The organism is Nonomuraea sp. NPDC049784 (assembly GCF_040659615.1).
Lineage (GTDB): Bacteria > Actinomycetota > Actinomycetes > Streptosporangiales > Streptosporangiaceae > Nonomuraea.
Genome location: NZ_JBFAMX010000836.1, coordinates 1 through 3,580 on the forward strand (window position 1 = coordinate 1; position 3,580 = coordinate 3,580).

Below are 3,580 nucleotides of genomic sequence, written 5' to 3' on the forward strand. Positions count from 1 at the left end.
CACGGCGTCGCCACGTCGCGGAAGTAGCCGCAGCGGGTGCGCTGCAGGAGGTTGCCGCCGATGCTGGCCATGTTGCGCAGCTGCGGTGACGCGCTGAGGAGCAGCGCCTGCGAGATGAGCGGGTACCGGGTCGCGACGGCGTCGTGGCGGGCGATGTCCTCCATCCGCTCAAGTGCGCCGATGCGCAGGCCGTCCGGCCCGAGCCGGATCCCGTGCAGCGGGAGGCGGTTGATGTCGATGACCTGCTCGGGGGCGAGCACATCGAGCTTCATCAGGTCGACCAGCGTGGTGCCGCCGGCGAGGAAGGCCGAGGCGTCCCCGGCCAGACGGAGGGCGTCGTCGATGCCGCGGGGCGCGGCGAAGCCGAACGCGCGCATCAGGACCTCGCCTGCTTCACGGCCTCGACGATGTACGGGTAGGCGCCGCAGCGGCAGACATTGCCCGACATGGCCTCGCGGATCTCCGCGTCAGTCTTCGCATGCCCCTCGCGCAGCACGGCCACCGCCGACATGATCTGCCCCGACGTGCAGAATCCGCACTGGAATCCGTCGCAGTCGATGAACGCCCGCTGCACCGGGTGTAGCCGATCGCCCTCGGCCAGGCCCTCGATCGTGGTGACCTCCCGGCCGTCCATCGTGGCCACGAGGGTCAGGCACGACAGCACCCGTCTGCCGTCCACGTGCACGGTGCAGGCCCCGCACTGCCCGCGGTCGCAGCCCTTCTTCGTGCCGGTCAGCTCCAGCCGCTCCCGCAGGGTGTCGAGCAGCGTCGTCCGTGGGTCCGCACGGAGCCGCTCGGCCGTTCCGTTCACCGTGAACGCCACCTCGACCAGGCCGTCCGCGGACTGTCCTGACAACTGCCTCTGGGAGAGATTAGCGAGCTCCATACGGCGGAACGTTAAGGTTTCTCCACCCCGCCGGTCAAGAGCAGACATCGGATGATTGCCGGGTGCCGTCCGTCCGCTGGACCTGCGAATGTCATGAAATGACGGTTGCATCCTCCGATGACTAACCCGCGTACGTGCGAGGACCGGCTGAAACACGGCCGCGTGTGTCGACGGCAGGAGCCAGGAAGACGGCGGAGGCGACGAAGGCGAGCACCACCAGCATGGCCGAGCGCAGGCCCCAGTGGTCGCCGAGGAAGCCGAGGCCGGGTGGGCCCACGAGGAAGGCGACATAGCCGATCGTGGCCACCAGGCTGACGCGGGCGGTCTGTTCCGGTCCCGATTCTCCCGCAGCGGACAGCGCGACGGGGAAGCCCAGAGAGGCGCCGAGGCCCCAGAACAGAACCGCCGCTCCGGCCAGCACGGCGTTGTCCGAGAAGATCACCAGGATCAGGCCCAGCGCTCCCGAGACGGCGCTGGCCCGCACGACGGCGGTCCGGCCGAAGCGGTCGAGAAAGAACGTGCCGCCGAAACGGCCGATGGTCATGGCGGCGGCGAACCCCGTGTAGACGAGGGATCCGAATGCGGCGTCCAGGCCGTGTCCGTCCACCATGAGCAGCGGCAGCCAGTCATTGGCCGATCCCTCGGCCAGGGCCATCGCCAGGACGATCGCACCGATCAGGAGGAGTTTGCGGTCCTTCCAGACTCTCGGCCTCGGGTGGCCGGCGCCGGTGCCGGCCTGGTCCGGTGCGAGGATTCCGGTGCCCGCGGGGATGGAGCGGAAGGCGTACCAGAAGATCGCGGCGGCGATCAGGGTGACCGCCGCCAGATGCACGTGCACCGGGAGGCGGACGGCCGTGGCGGCGATGCCTGCGCATGCGCCGATGACGGTGCCCAGGCTGAAGCAGCCGTGCAGGGTGGGCAGCGTCGTCGTGTCGGTGATCCGTTCGACGTCGGCGCCGTCGACGTTGACGGCGACCTCACCTGATCCCATGCCCAGGCCGAACGCACACAGGCCCGCCATGACCAACGGCGCGGACGACACGAGACTGCCGACGCTGACGACGGCCATGCTCACGACGATCAGTACGGTTCCCACACCCATGACAGGCCTGGTCCCGTAACGCGAGACGAGACGTCCCGAGCACAGAATCCCGATCATGGAGCCGACCGACAGGCCGAACAGCACCAGGCCCATCTGGCCGGTGGACGCCTCCAGCCGGTCGCGGATGTCCGGAGTGCGGGTCACCCACGACGACAACGCGATTCCTGGGAGAAAGAAGAACAAGAACAGCGACTGCCGGCGCCGGCGCGTAGCGAGGTCCATGCAGATGGGTCTCCGGCCTATTAATGGGGACGTGGAAGCGCATACATGATGAAGCGGATCATATAAGGCAAAAGCGCCCGAACTGCTCTGGGGCCATCGCGGCACGAAGAACATTTCGTCAGGCGAGTTCGTAGGTCCACCCGGCGGTGAGGGGGGAGGAGACCGAGACCTCGCCGCCGGAGCGGGCGATGGTGAACAGTGTGGGCTCGCCGGAGGCGTGGTCGGTGACCGTGAGAGTGGTCTTGCCGTCCGGTCCTGGGTACACGCGCAGGGTCAGGCCGTCGAGGTAGCTTGCGTAGGAGGGCGGCGCCGCCGTGCGGTTTGGCGCCTGTCATGGACGGTGACGGAAACGGGGTCATACCGCTAGATTGCGGTGATCGTCCCCCGCGCCGAGGAGCAGCACCCGTGAACACCCCCCGCCACCGCGTCCGTGTCGCATGTCTCGCCGTCGCCGCCCTGGCCGCGCTCGCCGTACCCGGCACCGCGCGGGCGGCCGCCGATCCCACCGCCACCGTGTTCTTCCCGAACCCCGTCCAAAGCACCGGAGACGAGACTCTCACCGACGACAAGGACCGCGACAGCGCCGCCCTGGCCACCGCCTACCGCTCGGTCACCCTCACCGACCTCGACGGCTCCGGGACGCTCACCGGTCGCTACGTCCGAGTCAAGAGCGAGACCGGCAAGGCGGCCCAGGCCGGCAGCGGCGCCTTCCCCGCCTGGCACCGCGACAGCGACCAGTTCGAGCAGGTGATGGGCTACTACTGGGTGACCACCGCGCAGCAGTACATCCAGGCGCTCGGCTTCGGCTCGCGGCTGCGTCCGGTCAACCAGCGCCAGATCGAGCTACGGATCAACCAGTACGGTGGCGACAACTCCTTCTTCAGGGACGACAAAGCCAACATCACCCTCGGCAAGGGCGGCGTGGACGATGCCGAGGACGCCGAGGTGATCGTCCACGAGTACGGGCACTCGGTGCAGGACGGGCAGGTCACCGGGTTCGGCACCACCCTGGAATCGGGCGCGATCGGCGAGGCGTTCGGCGACTACCTCGCCGTCGCGGTGACCAGTTGGAAGGCGGGCGTGCCCACGAAGACCCCGGAAGCCTGCGTCGCGGACTGGGACTCCGTCCCCTACACCGCCGCCGCCCCGCACTGCCTGCGCCGTCTCGACGGTATCAAGCACTACCCCGAGGACCTGGTCGGCGAGGTGCACGCGGACGGCGAGATCTGGTCGGCGGCGCTCTACGAGATCCGCGCCAAGCTGGGCGACAGGCAGGCCGGGACGATCATCATCGACGCGCAGTTCGACTTCGCCAAGGACACCACGTTCCGCGCTGCCGCCGAGGCGACCGTCGCCTCCGCCCAGCGGCA

The 3,580-nt window shown here is 69.0% G+C and carries 5 protein-coding genes; 1 reads left to right on the forward strand and 4 read right to left on the reverse strand.

Features of this window, described 5'->3' with window-relative positions; genetic code table 11:
- From AB0J09_RS59450 to AB0J09_RS59465, 4 genes are all read right to left on the reverse strand, one after another.
- Window positions 1-377: FAD binding domain-containing protein (locus AB0J09_RS59450; protein ID WP_360712370.1), on the reverse strand; the 377-nt coding region annotated here is incomplete at its 3' end.
- A complete protein-coding gene (locus tag AB0J09_RS59455; RefSeq protein ID WP_360712373.1) occupies window positions 377-886 on the reverse strand; it encodes a (2Fe-2S)-binding protein in 510 nt (169 codons plus the stop codon). The genes AB0J09_RS59450 and AB0J09_RS59455, both read right to left, overlap by 1 nt.
- Before the next feature lie 121 nt (window positions 887-1,007).
- Window positions 1,008-2,210 (reverse strand): MFS transporter, encoded by a 1,203-nt coding sequence (locus tag AB0J09_RS59460; protein ID WP_360712375.1) that lies wholly within the window; start codon window positions 2,208-2,210, stop codon window positions 1,008-1,010.
- Window positions 2,211-2,328: 118 nt separating this feature from the next.
- The gene (locus tag AB0J09_RS59465; RefSeq protein ID WP_360712378.1) at window positions 2,329-2,475 is read right to left on the reverse strand and encodes a hypothetical protein; all 147 of its coding nucleotides are present in this window, start codon (window positions 2,473-2,475) and stop codon (window positions 2,329-2,331) included.
- Between the two features lie 140 nt (window positions 2,476-2,615).
- On the opposite strand from AB0J09_RS59465, the gene AB0J09_RS59470 reads away from it, so the two are divergent.
- A partial coding sequence (locus AB0J09_RS59470; protein ID WP_360712380.1) for a M36 family metallopeptidase occupies window positions 2,616-3,580 on the forward strand: 965 nt, incomplete at its 3' end.